Origin of the sequence: Bacillus cereus group sp. N6 (genome assembly GCF_016483705.1) — a bacterium.
GTDB lineage: Bacteria > Bacillota > Bacilli > Bacillales > Bacillaceae_G > Bacillus_A > Bacillus_A wiedmannii.
On record NZ_JAEHBI010000019.1, the window covers coordinates 1 to 22849 of the forward strand.

Consider the following 22849-nt stretch of genomic DNA (forward strand, 5'->3'; position numbering starts at 1 on the left):
ATCCACATTTTTTTAAATTTTCAAATTTTTTATAATACATTTATTTTTTTATTTATTTCAAAAATTAAAAAATTTTTTTTTTTTTTTTTTTTTTTATATATATTTTTTTGCTCTTATTTATTGATGATTTTTTTGAAAAATAGTACAGACGAAGAAAGAAGGCATATCCACTTATTTTTAAGCATAAAATGTAAAATCGCTAATACAATATACCTAAATCCGTTCTTTGCAAGGGAGGGAGAGAAGGTGGGGCGCACAATAAGAATTGATATTACAAATAAAGTTGTGGCTAAATTTAGACCGGATTATTTGGAATTATATACGAGTAAATTTATGATAGGTAAGTTTTATGTCTATACTGAAGGTAAACAATATGTGTTAGAAGACGGATATATATATGAAGACGGAAAATTTTATCGCATCATAGATACGCACCGTGGCAATAATCAAGCGGCGGAGGGCTGCGATCTAGGATGGTGTTAACATGATTCGTGTGAAAGTGTTTGATGAAAGTCACGAAAAAGACTTAGAAGACGCTGTAAATGTTTTTTTGAAAAAGATTGATGATAGTAATTTTGTAGATATTAAGTACCAAGTCGGTGTTTCCATTAATGATGACGAAAACCAAATTTATTGTTTTTCAGCAATGATCGTTTATAAAGCATAAAAAAGAGCTGGGTGAGCCAGCTCTTTTTTATGTTTTATGTTGGGACAACATGTGTCGGTAATACGTTCATAATAGATTGAGTTGTGCCTAATTTCTTTTTCGCTAAAAGAGGCTCCCCTGTTTCATGGTTTTGGGCATCTGTACACATACCAAGGTGATAACGATCACCTAAAAATGGATCGATATAAAAACCGTTTTTGAATACTTTATCATTCGGATGTTTTTCATGGTGAATGTCAGAGCAATTAATGCAATAGAACATAGCTTTCATCCCCTTTTTATTTTTGTTTGAAAAAAGTGAGTTGGTAGTCATTTCGCTCCTAAGGAAATGTTGAGGAGAAGAGAAATAACTACCTACTCAAATGGTGGGCATATTCCTTCTGATTTTTCATATCTCGCGTAGTGTCCCTGAGGGAAGGAGGAGAGACGAAATACGCATGATATACGTAAGGCACTTCTTTCAAGATAAATGATGGAGTTTCATGTTGAGAGAAGTTTTTATTTTTTGTTGCCTTTGTGAGTATATTATGAGGGAATGCTCAGAGGGTGTTTGTCCTGTTGAAAAAATGTTGAGAATTTCTCAACAGTAAAAAATAACTAGCGTTGACATGAAACCAAAAGGTGTTATATTATCGAAGTATAACCAAAAGGTGTTATATTTAATTGCCGAATAAAGGAGAATGAAAATGGAACAACAAAATACATTAACTGATATTAAACAAACGATCGTTTTTAACGCGTCTATTCAAAAAGTATGGAATGTAGTATCAACTGCAGAAGGGATTGCGTCATGGTTTATGCCGAATGATTTTGTATTAGAGGTAGGACATGAATTTCATGTGCAATCACCATTTGGCCCATCACCATGTAAAGTGTTAGAAATTGATGAACCAAACCATCTATCTTTCTCATGGGATACAGATGGCTGGGTCGTTTCATTTAATCTGAAAGACCTAGGAGATAATAAAACAGAATTTACGTTAATTCACGGCGGCTGGAAACATCCTGATGAAATTCTTCCGAAAGCGAATGCGAAGAGCTCTATTATTCGCGATAGAATGAGTGGCGGCTGGGTAGCGATTGTAAATGAAAAACTGAAAAAGGTTGTTGAAGGCTAAGTGTCTTCATCAGCAGCGAAATATGATGTATTTCAAGCAATTGCTGATCCAACCCGCCGAGAAGTAATACGGTTATTAAGTGATAAAGAGTTACCGATTTCCAAAATAACGGATCATTTTCCGATGAGTCGTACTGCGGTTGTAAAGCACCTTCATATTCTTTCGGAAGCGAATTTAGTAAGCGGAAGAAAAAGCGGAAGAGAGAAGATATATCGTTTGCATCCAGAACCATTAGAGGAATTACAACAGTGGCTCTCATATTATGAACGTTTTTGGGATAATAAATTATCTATGCTGAAACATATTGTGGAGAATGAAGAGTAAAAAGAGGATGACCAAAATGGTCATCCTCTTTATTATTGCTCACTTGTTTGAGTAGCTGGTTTTAATAAAATCCAAGCGATAATTAGTGTAAATACTGCTAATACGAAAGTACTCATATAAATGACGTGTACACTTGATGCTAATGCCTCTTGCGATTCGGTTACTACGTTTGCTGTAGTTCCTCCATGTCCGCCACCAGATACAAGATCAAGGTTTTGAATACCGCGTGCATGAATCATCGTATTAAAGATTGTGCCAAAGATTGCAGCACCTAAAGTTTGGCTAAATGTATTAATAAATGTGTTTAAACCAACGGCTGTTCCGCGTGTATGAGCTGGTACGGCTGCTTGAATTGTTACCATATAAATAGGTGTCACAAGCCCCATTCCTAATCCGAATAATCCGACTGCTACATAAATAAGGAACGATGGTGAATTTGTTGATAATGTAAATAATAAGAACGTAGCGACTGATAAAATGCTAGCTCCAAGTAAAATGATTTGTTTCGTTTTTAATTTGCCTACTAAGTTACCAGAGAAAATAGCACCAAATGTCCACATAACAGGGATTGGCATTAAAATAAGTCCGGCTTCTGTCGCATTTTTTCCTAATACACCTTGGCTCCAAATTGGAAGGTACATTGTAATACTAATGATCATTGCGCCAGCAATGAGCGTTAATATGTTTATTGTAGATAATGTACGGTTAGAGAAAAGTGCTAGCGGAATTAATGGTTCCGGAGATTTTTTCTCGATGAATAAGAAAATAATGAATGAAACGACGGCGAAGATTAATAGGCCGATAATTGTTATGTCGCCCCAGTTTTGCTTACTGCTACCTGTTAATAATGCATATAGTAGAGCGATCGTACTTAATGAGAAGACTGTTGCACCAAGATAGTCGATATGGTGTTTAGCGGGCTTAATAGATTCTTTGTAGTAAATGGCGATCATTAAGCAAGCGATAATTCCAAATGGGACGTTTAAGAAGAAAATATAACGCCAAGATAGAGAATCAACTAAAAATCCACCGACTAACGGTCCGATAACACCTGATACACCCCAAACGGCACTCATCCAACCTTGTGCTTTCGCGCGGTCTCTCGCTTCGCTATATAAGTCTCCAATAATCGTCATTGTGATCGGCATAACAGCACCAGCACCTATACCTTGAAGAGCACGGAAGAAGATTAATTGTTCCATTGATGTAACGACTCCGCAAAGCGCAGAACCGATTAAGAAGATTGTAGCTCCGATGAGTAAAACTTTTTTACGGCCGAATAAATCAGCTAACTTTCCGTATATTGGAGTCGAAACAGCTGTTGCAAGCATATAAATTGCATATACCCAACTAACAAGTTCGACGCCTGACAAATCACTCGTTATACGAGGGATCGCTGTACTAACAATCGTTCCTTCTACCGCAGAAAGAAACGTCATTAGCATTAAAGACATCATGACTTTTTTTCTCATATTTTTTCCCCTTACCCTTTTTCAAATATTCAACAATATAAAATATAAAGGTACTAAGGTATATAAAGCAACAAAAAAGCAATGGGAAGTTAGGAGGAACGTATATTTGTCGTTCCTTGTCGGTAAGTCGATATATTTAAGAAAACGCCGATATATGTTGTAGAAACGCTGATATATTCGAGGAATCGCCGATATAATTTCATATACCTAAAAAAAGAAACAGGAAGCCCTGTTTCTTTTTTTAATATTGCATTTTCGCGTTTTCTCCAGCCGTTGTTCCGGCAATTCTACCAGTAACGAGAGCAGATGTAATATTATAGCCGCCAGTATAACCGTGAATATCAAGAACTTCTCCGCAGAAATATACGCCGTTCGTGAATTTAGAAGACATTTCTTTCGGGTTAATTTCTTTAACGGATACACCGCCGCCAGTAACGAATGCTTTTTCAATTGACTGCGTACCATTTACATTCACAGTAAACTCTTTAAAGTCTTTCACAAGTGCACGAATCTTCTCGTGAGAAACTTGTCCAGCTTGTTCGCTGCCATCAATTTCATTCTTTTCTAATAAGAATAGGAAGTAACGTTCAGGAACATAACCTTTTAATACATTTTTAATTCCTTTTTTCGGATCTTCTTTCATTTGTTTCAGCATGCGCTGGAATAGTTGTTCACTATTTTCTTCTGGCAATGCATCGATACTCATTTGAATCGTATTCGTTTTAAACTTTTTCAGTGCTTTCACGACGAATTGGCTACAACGAAGAGCGGCAGGACCAGATAGGCCGAAATGAGTGAAGAGCATGTCCATTTTGTGAGAAATGATAGCTTTTCCTTTCGGGTTTAATACGCTTAAGTTAACATCGCGTAAAGCAAGACCTTGTAAGGAGCGATCACGAATAAATGGTTCGTTTGAAAGGATTGGTACTTCTGTTGGGAATAGCTCTGTAATTGTATGCCCAGCTTTTTCAGCCCAAGCGTATCCGTCTCCAGTAGAGCCAGTTTGAGGAACGGATTTTCCGCCAACAGCGATAACGACATGATTCGTTTCTAACACTTCGCCAGTTTGCAGTACGACTGCTTTCGTTTGACCGTTCTCATATTCAATTGTTTCAACAGGTGTATTCGTACGGATTTTTACACCTAAGTCTTTTAATCGTGTTAAAAGTGCGTCTACTACTGATTGTGCTTTATTTGATACAGGAAACATGCGACCATGATCTTCTTCTTTTAGTTGCACGCCAAGCTTTTCGAAGAATGTAATAATATCTTCATTATTGAAAATAGAAAAAGCGCTGTATAAGAAGCGACCGTTTCCTGGTATATGTTTAACGATCTCATCAAGTGGTAGACGGTTCGTTACGTTACAACGACCACCACCAGAAATCGCAAGTTTACGCCCTAGTTTATTTCCTTTATCAAGAAGTAAGACACTTGCGCCTTCTTCTGCAGCACCGATTGCAGCCATTAGCCCAGAAGGCCCGCCGCCGATGACAATAACATCATAATGCATAATATATCGACCTCATTTTCTACATTTCCTGCCTAAAAGAATAGCATGTTTTCCCTTAAAAGAAAAATAGAGTGAAGTACTGCTTAAGGAGAGAATTGTGGTACAATACAAAAGTTAGAGTTCAGCACTATCCTGCTATTTGTGGGTAAGAAGACTAAAACCTTAAGATGTAAGAGAAATAAAAAGGGAATTTGGTAGCCCATAAATGCTCGAATAGTTCAACTAATAATCAGTGGGGAAGAACACCCACACTGATTAAAGTTTCACTTTATGTAGATGTAGGAGGATTTTTGTATGTCCGATTCGAAATTTCTGCGCGGAACGCTTATTGTTACGTTAGGGACATTTTTAGTAAAGTTCTTAGGCATGATTTACGTCTTTCCGTTTCATGCATTAGTAGGTACAGAAGGCGGAACGCTCTATACATATGGATACATTCCATATACGATCTTTTTAAGTATTGCAACGGCAGGGGTGCCGCTTGCTGTTTCAAAATTTGTTTCCAAATATAATGCGCTTGGCGATTATAAAACGAGCCGGAGAATGTTCCGTTCGGGAATGGTTATGATGATAGTAACAGGAGTTCTTTCGTTCCTAGTTCTATACATGACAGCGCCACTGTTTGCAGAAGCAATGCTTGGTAAACAAAGTATACACAGTAATGTAGAAGAAGTTACGACGATTATTCGTCTTGTAAGTTTTGCACTTATTGTTGTACCAGCAGCGAGTTTAATTCGTGGTTATTTCCAAGGTCACCAATCGATGGGACCGACTACTGTTTCGCAAATTATTGAACAAATTATTCGTATCGTCTTTTTATTAGCGGGTAGTTTTATCGTTATTAAAGTACTTGGCGGTACAGTTGCAACAGCAGTTGGGGTAGCGACATTTGCTGCGTTCGTTTCAGCAGTTGGAGCGCTCGGTGTACTCATTTGGTACTGGTTAAAACGTAAAAAATATTTGGATCAATATTTAATTGAACAAACTGTACCAGAATCGACAGTGAGTACGGTTCAATTATTTAAAGAATTATTTGCATATGCGATTCCTTACGTTGTAATTGGGTTAACAATTCCTTTATATCAACAAATTGATACATTGACATTTAACTCAATTATGCAAGCGATTGGCCAAGGTGATATCGCAGAGCGAGCGCTTGGTATTTTCACAATGTGGACGCATAAATTAATTATGATTCCTGTATCGCTTGCAACAGCGTTTAGTTTAACGCTTGTACCAGCGATTACAAAATCATTTACTGAAAAACAATACCGCTATTTAAAGTTACAAATTACACAAACATTCCAGGCAAATATGTTCTTAACATTGCCAGCAGTTGTCGGTATATCAACACTTGCATATCCAATTTATACTGCGTTCTATGACTCAGATCCACTAGGTGGACAAGTATTAATGTGGTATGCACCGGTTGCGTTATTATTCGCTTTATTTACAGTAACAGCAGCAATTCTGCAAGGAATCAATCAACAAAAACATGCGATTGTCGCGCTTATTATGGGTGTTATTTTGAAATTCGTATGTAACGTAATCTTTATTCGTTATTTCGGTACAGTTGGAGCGATTTTAGCAACTGCAGTCGGATTCTTAGCTTCCGTATGGTATACGAATCGACAAATCAAAAAACATGTACACTATTCATTTGGTGTTGTATATAAGAGAACTTTCCAAATTGCAGTATTAACACTTGTAATGGTCATTGCTGTAAAGTTATCACAATGGACTCTGTCCTTCATGATCTCACCTGATGGCCGAATGGGTGCTCTTATTACAGTTGTGGTTTGTGCAGGTATTGGTGGTCTTGTGTATGGATTGTTAGCAATTCGCACAGGAGTACTTGAACGAGTATTTGGCGGAGAAGCGTTAGAGAAAATCCAACGTAAACTTGGCAATAGATTCAAAATAAAGTTGAAATCAAAAGGGGCGTAATTACGTCCCCTTTTCTATGATAAACAAAGAAGGTGAAAAACGTGAGATTAGATAAATTATTAGCAAATATGGGATATGGAAGTAGAAAAGAAGTAAAGAAATTATTGAAAGACGGCGTTGTAAAAATTGATGGAACGCCAGTGAAAGATGCGAAGGTTCATGTAAATGTAGAAGAGCAAGAAGTTATGATTCACGGAGAAGTTGTGGAATATAAAGAGTTTGTTTATTTAATGTTGCATAAACCACAAGGCGTTATTTCAGCGACAGAAGATGATAATCATGAAACGGTAATAGATTTATTAGAGTTAGAAGATGCAATCTTTGATCCGTTCCCAGTTGGACGACTTGATATTGATACGGAAGGTTTCTTATTGATAACAAATGACGGGAAGTTATCACATCAATTGTTATCTCCGAAAAAGCATGTGCCGAAAAAATATTATGCACACGTTGCAGGAGTAGTAACAGAAGAGGATGTAAAAGAGTTTGCTAAAGGTGTTATTTTAGATGATGGCTATGAAACAAAGCCAGGTGCACTTACAATATTAAAAAGCGATGAGATTTCTGAAATCGAGCTTGTAATTACAGAAGGAAAGTTCCATCAAGTGAAGCGTATGTTTGAAGCGGTAGGGAAAAAAGTAGTCTACCTAAAGAGAACAGAGATGGGACCATTAGTATTAGATGAAGAGCTAGAACTTGGACAATACCGAGAGCTATCAGATGAAGAAGTAGAAATGTTAAAAACATATCAAGTAGATACTGAAAAATAGTGCTGTTTTTGGCGCAGAAAAGACCCCTTTCTAACGAATTAGAAAGGGGTATGTATTTATTTACATACAATTATTTGTTCATTATGAGGTCATTCTCACTTTCTTTCCTGTTGTTGTCCACTTACCGCGGCAAGGGCTATACACGAGTTCATTAAACTGCAACACATTTAGATCACGTTGTATCGTTCGCGGTGTGATCCCGAACTCATCTACAAGGTCTTTCGTCGTTACCGTTCCGTTTTCATTGATGTACATATAAATTGATTTAATGCGTGTTAGCATACGAGTAGTTGTAGGTTTCAAGAGAAAACCACTCCTCTACTAGTTTTTTTGACCCCATTCAGGAAAGAAGGTCGTTACTACCATTGTACTCTACATGATAAAATTCATGCTTTAATCTACTTAAATTTTACAGAAATTTAACAAATATTCATATAGAAAAATATTGGTAGTTGACATTGTATATATGGTCAGTCAACTAACACATAAAATTCTACGTAAAACGCCAAATTCCTGCAAATTTTTTTAGAAAAATAAAAGAAAAACTAATAAGAAATATCTGAAATGTTACAATTGTTAGGTATTTGAGTTTCGTATATGGCATAAGAGATTTCGGTTTGTTATGATGAAAGAAACAATATAGTGAAGGATGGATGCGTGATGTCAGCGATTAATTGGACAGAAGAAGTTGCAAAACGAAAAGATGATTTAATTCGTGATACACAACAATTTTTACAAATTAAAAGTGTATGGGAAGAAGAATCAGCGAAAGAGGGCGCACCATTCGGTGAAGGTGTAGAAAAAGCTTTATCTTTCATGTTACATAAAGGAGAAACTGAAGGTTTTGCTTCTAAAAATTTAGAAGGGTATGCAGGTCATCTTGAAATGGGACAAGGAGAAGAGTTAGTAGGTATTCTTTGTCACGTTGATGTTGTACCAGAAGGAGATGGCTGGACGACTCCCGCATATAGTGCAGATATTCGCGATGGAAAGATTTTTGCACGTGGTGCAATTGACGATAAAGGCCCAACGATGGCAGCTTATTATGCGATGAAAATTGTGAAAGAATTGGGTTTGTCTCTTTCAAAACGCGTTCGCATGATTTTAGGAACAGATGAGGAAAGCAATTGGAAATGTGTAGATCACTACTTTAAAAACGAAGAAATGCCAACAATCGGTTTTGCGCCAGACGCAGATTTTCCAATTATTAATGCAGAAAAAGGAATTTCTGATATACAAGTTGTGCAAAGTGGTAGTGAAGAGAAGAAAGGTACATATGAACTTGTTTCATTTGAATCAGGTCGCCGTTTAAATATGGTTCCTGATTTTGCGGAAGCGACTATTACAGGAGAAGATGTAAATACACTTACAGTAGCATATGAAGAGTATTTACAAACTGCTAAAAAAATAGGTGAAGCAATTGTAGAAGGTAATACGGTGACGTTGCAAATCAAAGGGATTTCAGCTCACGGATCTACTCCAGAGAAGGGTGAGAATGCAGGTTTATTACTGGCAAACTTCTTAACTACAGTTGCTCTTGATGGAAAAGGGGCTTCGTTTGCATCGTTTGTAACAGAAACATTTACAGGAGATATTTTAGGAGAGAAAGCTGGGATTTCTTATAAAGACGATATTAGCGGACCGTTAACTGTGAATGTTGGTCGCCTTTCTTATACGAAAGAGAATGGTGGTAATTTAGGATTAAATGTACGTTACCCGGTTACGACTAACTTTGACGAAATGATTGCAAAGTTAAAAGAATACGTTGGTAATCATGGATTTAAAGTGGCGGATTATTCAAACTCTCGCCCGCATCACGTTGATAAAGACCACGTGTTAATTCGTACGTTGCAACGCGTATATGAAGAACAAACAGGTGAAAAAGCAGAGCTATTAGCAATCGGCGGCGGTACTTACGCTCGTTCATTGAAAGCTGGCGTTGCGTTTGGTCCGTTGTTCCCTGGAAAAGAAGAACTTGCGCATCAAAAAGACGAGTACATTGAAATTGAAGACTTATTAAAAGCAACAGCAATTTACGCGCAAGCAATTCATGAATTAGCGAAGTAATGGATATATAAATAAGGAGAGGCCGTCCCGATACATATTTTGGGACGGTTTTCTGTTACGTATAGGTTGCTTTTCTTATCGTATTTAGTTGTTAAGTCGATATAATTTCATTTATCCCGCATTAACGGGCAGTAAGCCCCCCACTTTAAAATTTAGCGAAAGCGAAGAAGTTAGGTGGGGATCAACTGCCCGTAAAAGCCCGATTGGTGAGGGCTAATAATCAGTAGGGGATGGACAAAACCCCCACTGATTAAAGTTTCACTTTATTAACGCGACCCTAACTTGGTTAGACTTGTAGGGAAGTTTGATTCTATTTAATTGAATGAGATAAGAAAGAAAAGCAACAATAGAAAGAAGGAGAAGATGTACATGGAGCCGCATTATTTTGTCGCGATTACGTTACCGAATCATATAAAAGAAGTGCTGTCTAACTATAAAGAGGAAATGCAGGAGGAATTACCATTTCGTTCATGGGTACATAAAGAAGACTACCATATTACCCTTTCATTTTTAGGTAGTGCAACAGAGGAACAATTAGAAGGAATAAAGAATGGATTACAAACCCTTACAGAAACGCAAGAACTATCGTTCACATTACAAGGATTTTCTACGTTCGGTATGGAAGATAGGCCGCGTATTTTTTGGTCGAAGGTAAGCGAGAATTACGATTTGCTTCAATTACAAAAGCAAGTGCACGCTATGTGTGAAGGGAATGGATTTTCTTTAGAAGCGCGCCCGTATCATCCGCATATTACTGTTGCTCGTAAATGGGTAGGAGAAGAGAAGTTTGATTTAGAACATATAAAGGAAGTACCTGAAATATCATTTCAAGCGGATACGATTACTTTATACGAATCTCACGTGAAGGAGACACCGAAGTATAAAGCGATTGCTGAAATAAAATTACAAAAATAGAATGTATGAAAACGTTTTTTATACAGGTGAATATACTATAGAGAATAATGAGTTACTGTATAGGGCTTCAATGATAAGAAAAGTCTTATCATTTGCAGCTCGTTTCATCCCTCTATTTGCGGGCAGTAAGACTCCTACCTCAAAATTAGGATCAAGCAAAGAAGTTAGGTGGGAGATCAACTGCCCATAAAGGCCCAATTGGTGAAGGCTAATAATCAGTGGGGTAAAGCTTTCCCGCTGATTAAAGTTTCACTTTATTTTAACTTTAAGAATGATGGTGATTTTTTTATGTTGAAAGTAAAACGTCCATTTGATGCCTATTTAGATGAAATGAATAAAATTACAATTTTGCTCCCACATGCGTATGGAACAAGCCGGACATTTCGTTTGCAAGAAGGAAGTAACGTGAAAGATTTACCGATTGCTCATACAATTGCGCTTCCGGATGCAACGAAGTATGAGTGCTTTATAGAAGAGCCGCTAGATGTGGGGAAGTATTATACAGTACGAGATGAACGGAATGAAGAAACAGATTTACAAATAGGTGCTGTCATAAGAACAGCGATTTTCGATGAAAAGTATTATTACGAAGGTACAGATTTAGGTGCTGTTTATCAAAAAGAAGCAACGACATTTAAAGTATGGGCTCCAACTGCGAGGCTTGCGAAAGTAAGGATTTATAAAAGTGATAAAGAATATACCGATCATGAAATGTATAGAGGAGAAAGTGGGGTTTGGACTCATACATTACAAGGTAATTTAGCTGGAGAAAAGTATACATTTCTTGTTTGTATTAATTTAATATGGAATGAAGCAGTGGATCCTTACGCAAAGTCAGTGACTGTAAATGGGAAGTACGGCGTTGTTATCGATTTGGAAAAGACAAATGTAACAAGACGAGAGCAATTACCACCATTACACGCAATGACAGATGCCATACTGTATGAACTGCATATTCGTGATGCCACTATTCATAAGGGCAGTGGAGTGAGTAAAAAAGGAACATATAAAGGGCTAATGGAAGAAGGGACAACAGGGCGAAATGGGACGTTAACAGGCTTGTCTCATATAAAAGATTTGGGTGTTACACATGTTGAATTATTGCCTTTATATTGTTTCGGTGGTGTAGATGAGGCGAATCCTTCTTCTGCATATAATTGGGGTTACAATCCATTATATTACAATGCGCCTACGGGATTTTATGCTACAAACCCTTCTGACCCGTATAACAGGATAGTAGAGTGTAAGCAACTAATTGAAACATTTCATGAGCACGGCATTAGGGTGATTATAGATGTTGTATACAATCATGTGTATGAAAGAGAGCTATCATCATTTGAAAAGCTTGTCCCAGGATATTATTTTCGTCATGGTGAAGATGGTATGCCTTCTAATGGGACGGGAGTCGGGAATGATATAGCATCTGAACGGAAAATGATGAGGAAATTTATTGTAGAGTCTATTTTATATTGGCTTACTGAATACAATGTTGATGGATTCCGATTCGACTTAATGGGAATTTTAGATGTTGATACAATGAATATAATAGAAAAAGAAGTACGAAACATAAAGCGAGATGCATTGTTATTAGGAGAAGGGTGGGAGCTACAAACACCACTTCCTCTAGAGGAAAAAGCAACGTTAAATAACGCAAAGAAAATGCCGCATATTGCGCAATTTAATGATCAATTTCGTGATGGGATAAAAGGGAGTACCTTTCATATAAATAAGCGTGGTTTTGCATTTGGTGGGCATGTAGACTGTAATCATTTGCAGTATATAGCATCGGGAAGTCTTTTGAGTATGAAAGAAACAGGTCTGTTTCTAGAGCCTGTGCAAAGCATTAACTATGTAGAATGTCATGACAATATGACGATGTGGGATAAACTAATGCGGAGTAATGAAGAACCAGAAGAGATTTTGAAAAAACGTCACCTTCTAGCGAGCGCAATGGTGATTCTTTCGCAAGGCATCCCTTTCTTACATGCTGGGCAAGAGTTTTATCGTACGAAGCAAGGAAATGAAAATAGTTATAATGCAAATGATGAAATTAATCAATTAGATTGGGATCAAAAAGAGGAAGAGATAGAGACCGTTAACTATATAAAAGGTTTAATTGCGATTCGCAAAGAGCACAGAGCATTCCGATTACAAAACGCAGACCTTATAAAAAAGCACATGACTTTTTTGCAAACATCTCCAGAAGTACTTGCATATCACCTAGAGCATGCAGAATCATTTGGACCGTGGAAAGAGATTATAGTTTTATTTAATAGCGGTTTAGAAGCTAAAACGGTGCAACTTCCGAAAGAAGAAACGTGGCATGTGTTAGTAAACGAAAAGCAAGCGAAAATAGAGCCAATTTCTTCATTTAGAGGAAAGGAACTTAGGCTCGCTCCGATTAGCACGTATATATTGACGATAATGTGACAAATCGCTACTTGACGATGAGAATGTAATAAATGTAGAATTGACAAAGGTGACGATTTTGATAAGTTGTCATTCTATGACAGGTTTTGTAAAATAAAATAGAGAGTTTTTGGCTTATGCCAAGTTTTCTTTTCATTTACAGTAAAATATATGAATCCACAACATATGTAGAAATGTTGCGGTTTTTCTTTTCATAACTATAAAAGATAAGGATTTGTTAACGGGTAATGAATATGGAATGGTTGGAACAATTATTAGGAAAAGAGTGGAGTCTTGTACCGGCTGGTGGAGTAACGGGCGATGCGTATATTGCGCAAAACGGACAACAGAAGTTATTTTTAAAGCGGAATACATCGCCCTTTTTAGCGGTATTGTCAGCAGAAGGAATTGTTCCAAAATTACTTTGGACAAGAAGGGTAACGAACGGTGATGTAATTTCTGCTCAAAAATGGCTTCCGGGACAGAAGCTAGAGCCAGAGGATATGAAACTAGAACGTGTTGCGAAACTTTTGAAGAAAATACACTCTTCTAAAGCGCTTGTACAGATGATTCAAAGACTTGGGAAGCAGCCGCTTCACGCACAAGAGTTATTACAACAACTGCAACTGGTTTTAAGAGGAGATATAAGGGATGATGAAACAATTCAGCAAGGCCTTCAATATTTAATGGATTCATTAAAAGATATTGAATACAATGAATTCGTTGTATGCCATTGTGATGTGAACCATAACAACTGGCTATTGTCGGATGAAGATGAGTTGTTTTTAATTGATTGGGATGGAGCTGTAATTGCTGACCCAGCTCTAGACCTCGGTATGTTATTATATTGGTACATTCCGCGCCACGAATGGAGCGAGTGGCTCAAATATTATGATATTGAAATGGATGAATCGCTGCTTAGGCGTATGAGATGGTATGTAATAGCACAAACGATTTTGTCTATGCAATGGCACACAACAAAAAAACAGCAAGCAGAAGCTGAATATTGGCATCAATATTTACAGCAACTACTTGCTTCAGAGTAATACTTAAGAAAAATTGTCCATTCCAGCAATCCACTGAGTAAGTTGTTCTTGATTATTGGAAATGTGGTTGTCCAAATTAGAGGAAGATTTACCCGATTGACTATAAGAATATACATCGTTTAGCATTGCTTTAGCGTCACTACTTATACTATCGTTTGCGAGTAACGATTGAATGAGACGCTCTAATTGCTCGCATTCAGAAACTGTCCCGCAACAATCACTTTGGTGATTGACTAAAATATCTTTCAGCACTTCTAATTGATGTTGTTGATTAATTGGCATGAACGGATCATCCTTTCGATTGTTTTTCTCTTCAAATGTACGAGAAAAAGCTGTTTCGTCATGGAATGTTTAATGCTGTATGTAGTTTTTATCAAAATGGTACATCTTATACTTGAAAGAAACGGACCGAGTGCTCGTACGTACTTGGTTTTTTGTTTGGGAGATTGATTAAAACAGAGAGAAGGAATTATTCCTTTAAAATAGCTATGTAAAGAGAGGGAGACATCTATGCGTTTAAGACATAAACCATATGCAATGGATCGAATTAATGAGTATTCACATATCGTAATTGGAAACCCAGAGGAGCGCGCTGGTAACTGGAAAGAAGTATTTGGAAATGAGCAACCAATTCATATTGAAGTAGGTACAGGTCGTGGCCGCTTTATGTACGATATGGCAAAAGCAAACCCACATATTAATTATATTGGAATTGAAAAATTCACAAGTGTTGTTGTAGATGCACTTGATAAATTAATTGAAGAAGAAGTACCGAACTTAAAGTTAATTAATAAAGATGCTGAAGATTTAACAGTTTTCTTTGCAAAAGGTGAGATTGACCGCGTTTATTTAAACTTCTCAGACCCATGGCCGAAGAATCGTCATACGAAGCGTCGTCTAACGTATAAAACATTTTTACGCAATTATGAAGAAGTGTTAGTAGAAGGCGGAGAAATTCATTTCAAAACAGATAACCAAGGTTTATTTGAATACTCTCTAATGAGTATGGCTGAGTATGGTATGTTATTAACTTACCTGAGCCTAGATCTTCATAATAGTGATTATGAAGGAAACATTATGACAGAATACGAAGAGAAATTCTCAAGTAAAGGTCATCGTATTTACCGAGTTGAAGCAAAATATCGCACAGAGCCTATGCAGTAATGCATAGGTTTTTTTTGTAACTAAAATAATCGGAATTTTATGTTAATATTGAAAGGAAAGGGGGATGAAAAATGGAACAGTTACAAATTGGAGATATAAAAGTGACGTGGCTAAAAGGCGGGAACACACATTTAGATGGGGGAGCAATGTTTGGTGTTGTACCGAAAGTGCTTTGGTCACGTAAATATAAACATAATGATACAAATCATATTTATTTACGAACAGATCCGTTACTTTTGCAAACGAAAGACGGTAATATGCTCATTGATTCCGGAATAGGAAACGGTAAATTGAATGAGAAGATGAAGCGAAATCAAGGTGTAACAGAAGAGTCATCGGTTTATAAATCATTAGAAAAACTAGATTTAAAACCTGAAGATATTCAGTATGTCTTAATGACACACCTGCATTTTGATCATGCATCTGGTTTAACGAAATGGGAAGGTGATCACCTTGTACCATCGTTTCCGAATGCGAAAGTTTACGTAAGCGAAACAGAATGGAATGAAATGAGGAACCCAAATATCAGGTCGCGTAATACATATTGGAAGGAAAATTGGGAGCCGATTGTAGATCAAGTTGTTACATTCCAGCAAGAAATAGAAATTACGGATGAAATAAAAATGGCGCATACAGGTGGTCATAGTGATGGACATGCAGTTATTGCTTTAGAAAGCAAAGGTGAAACGATGATTCATTTAGCAGACCTATTGCCGACGCACGCACATCAAAATGTACTATGGGTGATGGCCTACGATGATTATCCAATGACATCAATTGAAAATAAGAAAAAGTGGATGGAGTACGGCGCTGAAAACGATGCTTGGTTTACGTTTTATCATGACGCGTATTACCGTGCAGTAAAGTGGAATAAGGAAGGACATATTGTAGAAAAGATAGAGCGGAAAACGAGTGTAGAAGCATAAAAATAGGAGGTTGTTCCAGAATATTTGCTGGAGCAGCCTCCTATTTAGATATGCTATATAAATAATGAAGCATATCTCCATTATAATATTTAGTCATGAATTCTTTTTCTTTAATCATACCAAGCTTCTTAGCAACTTTTTGTGAAGCAATATTGTCATGTTTAATCATTGAATAGACTTTTGATAGTCCTAATTCATTAAAAGCATATTCTTTAATGCTTTTAGTAATTTCACTTGCGTAACCTTTATGCCAAAACTCTTTTTTTAACAAATATCCAATTTCTATGACCTGTTCAACATCGGTATCCTGCATACTTAAACCGGCATTCCCTATAAATTCATCAGTTTCTTTTAGATACATCCCCCATAAGCCAAACCCAAAATCTTTATATCGTTTTATATTTTTATCTAACCAAGATTGGACATCAGCATCAGAAAAATTGTGCTCATAAGCATACATTACATCTGGATCTTGCAACATCATTTTTAAATCATCAAAATCATCTTGTCGCATTTCCTTTAGGCATAAGTATTCGGTTTCTAATATCATCTAACATCGATACTCCTTTTATTTCTTTCACAATTAAAAAATAAGAGGTTCACCTAATGGGAACCCTCCTTTTTATGCTGCTATAACCTCTAAAACAGTACCTGTTTTAGCATCAACTAAAAATTCAAATCGTTCTTGTATATCATCTAACATTGTTGTAAGACCGCCACGATAAACTTCGTATGCGACATCATATTTTTCAAATGCCTCTGGAACCATATGTACCCAAGAGCCAGTAATTTCACCTTTATGACGTAATGCTTGTTTCACCATTTTCAATGCTTTTTCTGAAGAAATATGGGATTGTTCTTGTACTTTGTTTGCAACAAGATAACCAGCTGCGAACCCAACGCCAAGACCTGCTACTAAACCTTTCCAGCTCATATATTCACCTCAATTCTATAAAATAAAAATAGTGTACCAATAATAATTATAAAGCAAATACAGTTAAAAAAGAAGAAACTAGAAACATTTCGAAAATTTCGTTACAATAAAAGAGGTATTCTACTAAGGTTTGAAAGAAGGGGACTTCGTGAATAAAGAGACATTACAATTATTTCGTACGTTAACAGAATTACAAGGTGCATCAGGTTTCGAACATGATGTACGCCGTTTTATGAAGCAAGAATTAAGCAAATATGCGGATGAAATTGTGCAAGACGGTTTAGGTAGCGTATTTGGTCTGAAAAAAGGGGACGAAACTGGCCCACGTGTTCTTGTAGCAGGTCATATGGATGAAGTAGGTTTCATGGTTACGCAAATTACGAAAAACGGGATGCTTCGTTTTCAAACGTTAGGCGGCTGGTGGAGTCAAGTGTTATTAGCGCAACGTGTACAAGTTATGACGAAGAATGGTCCTGTTATTGGGGTTGTTGGTTCTATTCCTCCTCATTTATTAAGTGACGCGCAACGTGCAAAACCGATGGATATAAAAAATATGTTAATTGATATAGGTGCAGATAGCTACGAAGATGCGATTGAGATTGGTGTAAAACCAGGACAACAAATCGTGCCAATCTGTCCGTTTACGCCGATGGCAAATGAAAAGAAAATTATGGCGAAAGCTTGGGACAACCGTTATGGATGTGGCCTTGCAATCGAATTATTAAAAGAATTAAAAGATGAAACATTACCAAACACATTATACTCTGGTGCGACTGTACAAGAAGAAGTTGGTCTTCGCGGTGCACAAACTGCTGCAAATATGATTCAACCAGACATTTTCTATGCGCTTGATGCAAGTCCAGCAAACGATGCATCTGGTGATAAAACGCAGTTCGGTCAATTAGGAAAAGGTGCTCTTCTTCGTATTTACGACCGTACAATGGTAACACATAGAGGAATGCGCGAATTCATTTTAGATACAGCAGAAACACACAACATTCCGTACCAATACTTTATTTCACAAGGTGGTACAGATGCGGGCCGTGTACATACAAGTAACTCAGGTATCCCATCAGCAGTAATTGGTGTTTGCGCACGTTACATTCATACACATGCTTCTATTTTACATGTTGATGATTATGCGGCAGCAAAAGAACTCATTACGAAGCTTGTAAGAGCAACGGATAAAACGACGTTAGAGACAATTAAGAATAACGCGTAGAGGAGAAGGGCGAAAAACCCTTCTTTTTTTAGGTTGAATAGATGCCCCAGCGGTGTGTGGTGGCGGTTAGTGCTTAATAGGTGCTCGAATGGTGTATTAAGACCGTGGGTAGGAAGAAAGAAGAAGCCTGTTTTTTTGTTTAGGACCAATAATATTGCGGAAAGCCATCTTCTTTTATAGGTAGAAGGGATTCCACTGTGGTGTGTGATAGTGGTTGGTACTTAATTTGTGCCGAAGCGGATATTGGATGGAACAAAATGATGAATTTTTATAGAGGTGAACGAAATGAAAGTAGTAGTTGGATCGAAGAATAAAACGAAAGTTGGTGCTGTGGAGAAGGTTTGGAAAGATGCTACAATTACATCTCTTTCTGTTCCTTCAGGGGTAGCAAATCAGCCGTTTACAGATGAAGAGACGATGCAAGGAGCGGTTAATAGAGCGAAGCGAGCGCTACAAGAAGGAGAAGCTCAAATTGGTATTGGATTAGAAGGTGGCGTAATGAAAACGGAGCACGGTTTATTTATGTGTAACTGGGGCGCGCTAGCAACAAATACCGGTAAAACATTCGTTGCAGGCGGTGCACGTATTAAGTTACCAGATGATTTTTTAGCACCTCTTGAAGATGGCAAGGAGTTAAGTGAAGTGATGGAAGAGTTTGTACAAAGAAAAGATATTCGTAGTCACGAAGGTGCTATCGGTATTTTTACAGATGATTATGTCGACCGCACGGAATTATTTGTACACGTTGTTAAGTTACTTGTTGGGCAATATAAGTATGACGAAAAGCAAGCATAAACCTTGCACCATGCGCGATGTATGGTAGTATAAAAGAAAGATTATAACATGAAAAAATGCACTCGTTAGAGGAGGAAATATAGATGAAATCATTAGAAAGCATGGAGCAATTCCAACAATTGAAAAATGAAGAGAATGTAGTCTTTATGTTCTCAGCAGAATGGTGCCCAGACTGCCGTTTTGTAGACCCGTTTATGCCAGAAGTAGAAGAGAAATATAGTGATTTCTCATTTTACTATGTAGATCGTGATGAGTTTATTGATCTATGCGTAAAATTAGACGTATTTGGCATTCCGAGCTTTGTAGCGTACAATAAGGGTGAAGAAACAGGTCGCTATGTAAACAAAGATCGTAAAACACAAGAGCAAATCGAAGAGTTCATTGAAGGTTTAAAATAAGGCAATTTGCCAATTGAATTGTAAAACAACCTCTACCTTCGCGGGGGAGGTTATTTTTTTGGAAGGGAGGAAAAAGAGATGAAGATGACAAGTAAAAAGATGAAAGACGAGTTAATGAAGAAATTATCTCGCCCAGAATGGGACTTTCAGTATGATAGCGAGAAAGAAGTTCTACGTATAGAACAGAAAGACTCGAAAAAAGGTATTAACGTATCGCTTCCAGGAGTTGTGGCAAAATGGGAAGTGAATAAAGAAAAAGCAATTGAAGAGGTTGCTTATTACGTACAAGAAGCGTTAATTGCGATGCATAAAGAAGAAAATAGCGCAGCGAAAATTTTACCTGTTATTCGCTCTACTTCTTTCCCGAAACAAGCAGAAGAAGGAAATCCGTTTATTATGACGGATCATACGGCGGAAACACGTATTTACTACGCGTTAGATTCGAATAAAACGTATCGACTCATTGATGAGCGTCTATTACAAAAATTAGAACTTACAGAGCAACAAGTGCGTGAGATGGCATTATTCAACGCTCGCTCATTAGGTTATGAATTTAAACAAGAAACAGTAGCAGGGAATACATTCTACTTTTTAAACACAAATGATGGGTATGATGCGACGCGTATTTTAAACGAATCGTTACTACAATCGATGCGTGAAAAGATTTCTGGTGACATGGTTGTTGCTGTTCCTCACCAAGATGTATTAATTATTGCTGATATCGTCAACGAAATCGGTTATGATATTATTGCACAAATGACAATGAAATTTTTTGCCGAAGGGCATGTTCCGATTACATCACTTTCATTCGTATATGAAGATGGAGACTTCGAGCCAATCTTTATTTTAGCGAAGAATCGGAAGAAGACAGACGGAAAAGAGAAAGGATGAACGAAGTGAACGTTTTTTACAACCTTGAAGGAATTGGTGACACTCTAATTGTTGCCTTACAAGATATTACTTTAGAGAACCGTACTTTTGATCGCAAAGGAGATGTTGCACGCGTATACGATCGTGAAAGCGATGTAACAGCAGGATTCAACATCTTTAATGCGTCTTCTTACTTAGAAGTAAAAGAAACAGGTAACCTAACATTAACGAAAGAATTTGTAGAAAAAATCAACGGGATTTTAGCGAAGAACGGCTTTGAAGAAACAGTAGAAGCAGATCTTTCTCCAAAATTTGTTGTAGGCTATGTAGCTGAAAAAGAGAAGCATCCAAATGCTGATAAGCTAAACATTTGTAAAGTAGAAATCGGTACAGAAACATTACAAATCGTATGTGGCGCACCGAACGTTGATGCAGGACAAAAAGTTGTCGTTGCAAAAATCGGCGCTGTAATGCCAAGCGGTATGTTAATTAAACCAGCTGAACTTCGCGGTGTTCCTTCTTCTGGAATGATTTGTTCAGCACGTGAATTAGAGCTTCCAAATGCTCCACAAGAAAAAGGTATTCTTGTATTAGAAGATAGCTTTGAAGTTGGACAAGAGTTCAAATTTTAATTGATGTAAGAAAAGAGAGGTTGTCCTTTTGGACAGCCTCTCTTTTCTGTTGAATCATTGATATATTGCGAGTTGTGACAGATATATTCAAAAAATCGTTCATATGATAAGGATGTCACCTTTTTTCTCAAAAACTATATTGTATTTTATAAACAAACTAGTTAAAATTTAGAAAAATAGAAGGGGATAGACGTATGAAACAACAACTAAAAATCGCAGAACTTCTGAAACGAATTGAAACTTCAAAACAGCAAGATATCGAACTAGGTTCCTATGAAATATATGTGTTTAGCGAAAATGAATTAGAAAAAGGACAAATCGGTTATCGATATGATAAACATAAAAATTCATTAATAAGTGAAGAACATGGAAAATGGAAAGAAGAATGGATTGTTATCGGATATGAAACAGATATGGGGGATCCGATTTTCGTAAATGTGGCTGATGGTGCGTATTTAGTTTATACGGCAGAGCGTGGTACAGAAACATGGCAACCCGTTCATATTGGAAATATGGATGAGATTATAAAACAATTATAAAAAACTTTGAGACCGGTGCAAAGTGATGGGAGAAACACATGAAGTATATAAAAATAATGAGCATGATTGTATTCATTGGAATATATATGGGAGGTTGTTCGCAAGAAGAGCCGAAAAAAGAAGTAACATCTTCTATGCAGGAAAAAAAACAAGATAACAGGGAAGACGCACCGGTAGAAAAGCAGCAAGAAGAACAAGAAAAGAAAGAAGAACCGCAAGCAGTTCAAACGAATGAGCAAGTGGAGCAGAAGCAGGAGGAAGTGCCGGCCGAGGAAAAGAAAGAGGAAGCTACGCCAGCGCAGCCAACAGAGCAACCGCTGCAAAATAATGAACAAAAAGTAGAGAGTAATGAAAAACAAGGAAAGTTTCTTGTTGTTATTGATCCGGGGCATCAACAAAAAGCAAATTTAAATTTGGAGCCAATCGGGCCAGGAGCAACGACGCAAAAATATAAAGTGACAGATGGTACAACTGGTGTTGTGACGAAAAAAAGAGAGGCTGTTCTTGTATTAGAAATGGCTTCCGTATTAAAAGAAAAGTTAGAAGCAAAGGGAATACAAGTATTAATGACGAGAACGTCACAAGATGTGGATATAAGTAATAAAGAACGCGCGACATTTGCGAATGATCATAAGGCGAATTTATTTTTACGTCTTCATGCAGATGGCTCTGAAAATCCGAATCAAAGTGGATTTGCTGTATTAACGCCGGCAGAAGGAAGTCCGTACACGAAAGAGATTTATGCTGAAAGTCTTCAAATCTCTCAAACGATTGTAAATAAAATGAGAGAGAATCATCAAGTGAAAGTAAATGGAATTAAATTCAGGGATGACCTTTCTGGATTTAATTGGGCAAAGGTTCCTGGCGTACTATTAGAACTTGGATTTATGTCAAATTCTGAAGAAGATAAAAAATTATCTGACCCACAGTATGTAAATTCTTTATTGCAAAGTGTAACGGATAGTGTAGATGAGTATCGGAAGAGTAAAGCTTAAACGCAGTCTTACATGGAAGGCTGCGTTTTTCCATATGAAAACACTCGTAATTAGAATGTTATGGATAAATATGACATGCTTAATTTTACCTGCACTTTTTGCCGAATGCTGATACAATAAAGGATG

The 22849-nt window shown here is 37.1% G+C and carries 26 protein-coding genes; 19 read left to right on the forward strand and 7 right to left on the reverse strand.

The features are described from left to right. The first annotated feature begins 246 nt into the window (after positions 1 to 246). Positions 247 to 483, forward strand: coding sequence for a DUF2553 family protein (locus JDS99_RS14995; protein WP_000533808.1), 237 nt, complete (start codon positions 247 to 249; stop codon positions 481 to 483). 1 nt (position 484) lies between these two features. Next, on the forward strand, positions 485 to 667 hold the full coding sequence (locus JDS99_RS15000) for a sporulation protein Cse60 (protein ID WP_000621751.1): 183 nt from the start codon (positions 485 to 487) through the stop codon (positions 665 to 667). Between the two features lie 34 nt (positions 668 to 701). On the opposite strand, the gene JDS99_RS15005 is transcribed toward JDS99_RS15000, so the two are convergent. Continuing rightward, entirely contained in the window at positions 702 to 929 is a 228-nt protein-coding gene (locus JDS99_RS15005) for a DUF3973 domain-containing protein (protein ID WP_000498995.1), read from the reverse strand. 424 nt (positions 930 to 1353) lie between these two features. On the opposite strand from JDS99_RS15005, the gene JDS99_RS15010 reads away from it, so the two are divergent. Then, complete coding sequence (locus tag JDS99_RS15010) at positions 1354 to 1785, forward strand: SRPBCC family protein (protein WP_000437776.1); 432 nt, start codon at positions 1354 to 1356, stop codon at positions 1783 to 1785. Continuing rightward, positions 1786 to 2109, forward strand: coding sequence for an ArsR/SmtB family transcription factor (locus JDS99_RS15015; protein WP_000098837.1), 324 nt, complete (start codon positions 1786 to 1788; stop codon positions 2107 to 2109). Positions 2110 to 2141: 32 nt separating this feature from the next. Here the strand turns inward: JDS99_RS15015 and JDS99_RS15020 are convergent, their stop codons facing one another. Both JDS99_RS15020 and JDS99_RS15025 read right to left on the reverse strand, forming a co-directional pair. Further along, a complete protein-coding gene (locus JDS99_RS15020; protein ID WP_001228003.1) occupies positions 2142 to 3581 on the reverse strand; it encodes an MDR family MFS transporter in 1440 nt (479 codons plus the stop codon). Positions 3582 to 3822: 241 nt separating this feature from the next. Then, complete coding sequence (locus JDS99_RS15025; protein ID WP_000558876.1) at positions 3823 to 5094, reverse strand: BaiN/RdsA family NAD(P)/FAD-dependent oxidoreductase; 1272 nt, start codon at positions 5092 to 5094, stop codon at positions 3823 to 3825. A gap of 294 nt (positions 5095 to 5388) precedes the next feature. Between JDS99_RS15025 and JDS99_RS15030 the strand changes: the two genes are divergently transcribed. Further along, positions 5389 to 7041 carry a putative polysaccharide biosynthesis protein gene (locus JDS99_RS15030; RefSeq protein WP_097889183.1) on the forward strand — a complete coding sequence of 551 codons (1653 nt, stop codon included), beginning with the start codon at positions 5389 to 5391 and terminating at the stop codon, positions 7039 to 7041. A 41-nt stretch (positions 7042 to 7082) separates the two neighbouring features. Then, positions 7083 to 7811, forward strand: coding sequence for a pseudouridine synthase (locus JDS99_RS15035; RefSeq protein WP_001234944.1), 729 nt, complete (start codon positions 7083 to 7085; stop codon positions 7809 to 7811). A gap of 81 nt (positions 7812 to 7892) precedes the next feature. Here the strand turns inward: JDS99_RS15035 and JDS99_RS15040 are convergent, their stop codons facing one another. Next, a complete protein-coding gene (locus tag JDS99_RS15040) occupies positions 7893 to 8114 on the reverse strand; it encodes a DeoR family transcriptional regulator (RefSeq protein ID WP_000805512.1) in 222 nt (73 codons plus the stop codon). 357 nt (positions 8115 to 8471) lie between these two features. Here JDS99_RS15040 and pepV point away from each other — a divergent pair, with 357 nt between their 5' ends. The 4 genes from pepV to JDS99_RS15060 all read left to right on the forward strand — a co-directional run bounded on the left by pepV (position 8472) and on the right by JDS99_RS15060 (position 14248). Next, the gene (gene pepV, locus JDS99_RS15045; RefSeq protein WP_088609958.1) at positions 8472 to 9878 is read left to right on the forward strand and encodes a dipeptidase PepV; all 1407 of its coding nucleotides are present in this window, start codon (positions 8472 to 8474) and stop codon (positions 9876 to 9878) included. 369 nt (positions 9879 to 10247) lie between these two features. Further along, complete coding sequence (thpR, locus tag JDS99_RS15050; protein WP_088609957.1) at positions 10248 to 10793, forward strand: RNA 2',3'-cyclic phosphodiesterase; 546 nt, start codon at positions 10248 to 10250, stop codon at positions 10791 to 10793. Between the two features lie 288 nt (positions 10794 to 11081). Then, on the forward strand, positions 11082 to 13223 hold the full coding sequence (gene pulA, locus JDS99_RS15055) for a type I pullulanase (protein ID WP_088609968.1): 2142 nt from the start codon (positions 11082 to 11084) through the stop codon (positions 13221 to 13223). A 227-nt stretch (positions 13224 to 13450) separates the two neighbouring features. After that, positions 13451 to 14248, forward strand: a complete 798-nt coding sequence (locus tag JDS99_RS15060; RefSeq protein WP_087984845.1) for a phosphotransferase family protein — start codon at positions 13451 to 13453, stop codon at positions 14246 to 14248. Positions 14249 to 14251: 3 nt separating this feature from the next. Here JDS99_RS15060 and JDS99_RS15065 read toward each other — a convergent pair whose 3' ends face one another. Further along, positions 14252 to 14530 (reverse strand): YtzH-like family protein, encoded by a 279-nt coding sequence (locus JDS99_RS15065; RefSeq protein ID WP_001122236.1) that lies wholly within the window; start codon positions 14528 to 14530, stop codon positions 14252 to 14254. A 228-nt stretch (positions 14531 to 14758) separates the two neighbouring features. On the opposite strand from JDS99_RS15065, the gene trmB reads away from it, so the two are divergent. After that, complete coding sequence (trmB, locus tag JDS99_RS15070) at positions 14759 to 15412, forward strand: tRNA (guanosine(46)-N7)-methyltransferase TrmB (RefSeq protein ID WP_001239384.1); 654 nt, start codon at positions 14759 to 14761, stop codon at positions 15410 to 15412. A 71-nt stretch (positions 15413 to 15483) separates the two neighbouring features. Beyond that, positions 15484 to 16338, forward strand: a complete 855-nt coding sequence (locus tag JDS99_RS15075) for a YtnP family quorum-quenching lactonase (protein ID WP_075311122.1) — start codon at positions 15484 to 15486, stop codon at positions 16336 to 16338. A gap of 40 nt (positions 16339 to 16378) precedes the next feature. Here the strand turns inward: JDS99_RS15075 and JDS99_RS15080 are convergent, their stop codons facing one another. Both JDS99_RS15080 and JDS99_RS15085 read right to left on the reverse strand, forming a co-directional pair. After that, positions 16379 to 16888 carry a GNAT family N-acetyltransferase gene (locus JDS99_RS15080; RefSeq protein WP_088609956.1) on the reverse strand — a complete coding sequence of 170 codons (510 nt, stop codon included), beginning with the start codon at positions 16886 to 16888 and terminating at the stop codon, positions 16379 to 16381. A gap of 72 nt (positions 16889 to 16960) precedes the next feature. Further along, complete coding sequence (locus tag JDS99_RS15085) at positions 16961 to 17272, reverse strand: PepSY domain-containing protein (RefSeq protein ID WP_199695299.1); 312 nt, start codon at positions 17270 to 17272, stop codon at positions 16961 to 16963. Positions 17273 to 17420: 148 nt separating this feature from the next. On the opposite strand from JDS99_RS15085, the gene JDS99_RS15090 reads away from it, so the two are divergent. The 7 genes from JDS99_RS15090 to JDS99_RS15120 all read left to right on the forward strand — a co-directional run bounded on the left by JDS99_RS15090 (position 17421) and on the right by JDS99_RS15120 (position 22723). Then, on the forward strand, positions 17421 to 18494 hold the full coding sequence (locus JDS99_RS15090) for a M42 family metallopeptidase (RefSeq protein ID WP_001031515.1): 1074 nt from the start codon (positions 17421 to 17423) through the stop codon (positions 18492 to 18494). Positions 18495 to 18779: 285 nt separating this feature from the next. Continuing rightward, positions 18780 to 19289, forward strand: a complete 510-nt coding sequence (locus JDS99_RS15095) for a DUF84 family protein (protein WP_147786589.1) — start codon at positions 18780 to 18782, stop codon at positions 19287 to 19289. An 83-nt stretch (positions 19290 to 19372) separates the two neighbouring features. Beyond that, positions 19373 to 19687: a thioredoxin family protein gene (locus tag JDS99_RS15100; RefSeq protein WP_000838193.1), complete on the forward strand. Its 315-nt coding sequence runs from the start codon at positions 19373 to 19375 to the stop codon at positions 19685 to 19687. Between the two features lie 78 nt (positions 19688 to 19765). After that, positions 19766 to 20578, forward strand: a complete 813-nt coding sequence (locus JDS99_RS15105) for a DUF1444 domain-containing protein (protein ID WP_000784602.1) — start codon at positions 19766 to 19768, stop codon at positions 20576 to 20578. Then, a complete protein-coding gene (gene ytpR, locus JDS99_RS15110; RefSeq protein WP_088609954.1) occupies positions 20575 to 21189 on the forward strand; it encodes a YtpR family tRNA-binding protein in 615 nt (204 codons plus the stop codon). Before JDS99_RS15105 ends, ytpR begins: the two co-directional genes overlap by 4 nt. A gap of 194 nt (positions 21190 to 21383) precedes the next feature. After that, on the forward strand, positions 21384 to 21728 hold the full coding sequence (locus JDS99_RS15115) for a thiamine transporter (protein ID WP_087984841.1): 345 nt from the start codon (positions 21384 to 21386) through the stop codon (positions 21726 to 21728). A gap of 38 nt (positions 21729 to 21766) precedes the next feature. Continuing rightward, on the forward strand, positions 21767 to 22723 hold the full coding sequence (locus tag JDS99_RS15120) for an N-acetylmuramoyl-L-alanine amidase (RefSeq protein ID WP_097889186.1): 957 nt from the start codon (positions 21767 to 21769) through the stop codon (positions 22721 to 22723). Positions 22724 to 22849 lie beyond the last annotated feature (126 nt).

Excerpts from the sequence above, each read along its gene's own strand:
- JDS99_RS15005 (WP_000498995.1), bottom strand. The coding sequence starts at position 929 with ATGTTCTATTGCATTAATTGCTCTGACATTCACCATGAAAAACATCCG.
- JDS99_RS15095 (WP_147786589.1), top strand. The coding sequence starts at position 18,780 with ATGAAAGTAGTAGTTGGATCGAAGAATAAAACGAAAGTTGGTGCTGTG.
- pulA (WP_088609968.1), top strand. The coding sequence starts at position 11,082 with ATGTTGAAAGTAAAACGTCCATTTGATGCCTATTTAGATGAAATGAAT.
- JDS99_RS15085 (WP_199695299.1), bottom strand. The coding sequence starts at position 17,272 with ATGAGCTGGAAAGGTTTAGTAGCAGGTCTTGGCGTTGGGTTCGCAGCT.
- JDS99_RS15115 (WP_087984841.1), top strand. The coding sequence starts at position 21,384 with ATGAAACAACAACTAAAAATCGCAGAACTTCTGAAACGAATTGAAACT.
- JDS99_RS15010 (WP_000437776.1), top strand. The coding sequence starts at position 1,354 with ATGGAACAACAAAATACATTAACTGATATTAAACAAACGATCGTTTTT.
- JDS99_RS15020 (WP_001228003.1), bottom strand. The coding sequence starts at position 3,581 with ATGAGAAAAAAAGTCATGATGTCTTTAATGCTAATGACGTTTCTTTCT.
- JDS99_RS15025 (WP_000558876.1), bottom strand. The coding sequence starts at position 5,094 with ATGCATTATGATGTTATTGTCATCGGCGGCGGGCCTTCTGGGCTAATG.
- JDS99_RS15100 (WP_000838193.1), top strand. The coding sequence starts at position 19,373 with ATGAAATCATTAGAAAGCATGGAGCAATTCCAACAATTGAAAAATGAA.
- JDS99_RS15030 (WP_097889183.1), top strand. The coding sequence starts at position 5,389 with ATGTCCGATTCGAAATTTCTGCGCGGAACGCTTATTGTTACGTTAGGG.
- JDS99_RS15075 (WP_075311122.1), top strand. The coding sequence starts at position 15,484 with ATGGAACAGTTACAAATTGGAGATATAAAAGTGACGTGGCTAAAAGGC.
- ytpR (WP_088609954.1), top strand. The coding sequence starts at position 20,575 with ATGAACGAAGTGAACGTTTTTTACAACCTTGAAGGAATTGGTGACACT.
- JDS99_RS15060 (WP_087984845.1), top strand. The coding sequence starts at position 13,451 with ATGAATATGGAATGGTTGGAACAATTATTAGGAAAAGAGTGGAGTCTT.
- JDS99_RS15080 (WP_088609956.1), bottom strand. The coding sequence starts at position 16,888 with ATGATATTAGAAACCGAATACTTATGCCTAAAGGAAATGCGACAAGAT.
- JDS99_RS15105 (WP_000784602.1), top strand. The coding sequence starts at position 19,766 with ATGAAGATGACAAGTAAAAAGATGAAAGACGAGTTAATGAAGAAATTA.
- JDS99_RS15000 (WP_000621751.1), top strand. The coding sequence starts at position 485 with ATGATTCGTGTGAAAGTGTTTGATGAAAGTCACGAAAAAGACTTAGAA.
- JDS99_RS15065 (WP_001122236.1), bottom strand. The coding sequence starts at position 14,530 with ATGCCAATTAATCAACAACATCAATTAGAAGTGCTGAAAGATATTTTA.
- trmB (WP_001239384.1), top strand. The coding sequence starts at position 14,759 with ATGCGTTTAAGACATAAACCATATGCAATGGATCGAATTAATGAGTAT.
- pepV (WP_088609958.1), top strand. The coding sequence starts at position 8,472 with ATGTCAGCGATTAATTGGACAGAAGAAGTTGCAAAACGAAAAGATGAT.
- JDS99_RS15120 (WP_097889186.1), top strand. The coding sequence starts at position 21,767 with ATGAAGTATATAAAAATAATGAGCATGATTGTATTCATTGGAATATAT.
- thpR (WP_088609957.1), top strand. The coding sequence starts at position 10,248 with ATGGAGCCGCATTATTTTGTCGCGATTACGTTACCGAATCATATAAAA.